1 pseudogene is annotated in these 415 nt (G+C 33.7%); it reads right to left on the bottom strand.

What is annotated here, in order from left to right:
• Positions 1-323: 323 nt before the first annotated feature.
• Positions 324-415, bottom strand: a pseudogene (locus tag AC1M9M_RS14820) (FAD-dependent oxidoreductase); the annotation flags it as partial.

Genomic DNA, 415 nt, shown 5'->3' with positions numbered 1-415 from the left:
TGGAGGGCTCTGTTTTGGGCGGTTAGGCCGAGCTGTTCCAATGCCGAAAAGATGTTGGCAAGCATGGTTATTATCTGTCTTTTATAATTTAGTAAGGCTAAAGAATTTCTTAATATTTAAACAAAAAACAGACACGATAAACAGGTCCTGTTACACAAAACACCCATTTATTGTGAAATAAAATTACAAATAAAATACAGATTTGATTTAGTAAATAATATAGATCAAGTTAATGATTACAAAAAAAGAGGCTGAAGTGTTAGCATCTTCAACCTCTGTAAACTACAAAACTAAGAACTTCTTATTTAAAGAATATGATTGAACTACTGTCCAGAACGAATGATGTAATCAAACGCTGACAGTGATGCTTTCGCGCCTTCACCAGTGGCAATGATGATTTGTTTATAAGGTACTG

The sequence above is a fragment of the Acinetobacter sp. ANC_7503 genome, assembly GCF_056780035.1.
This window is presented reverse-complemented; position numbering and strand designations above follow the sequence as displayed.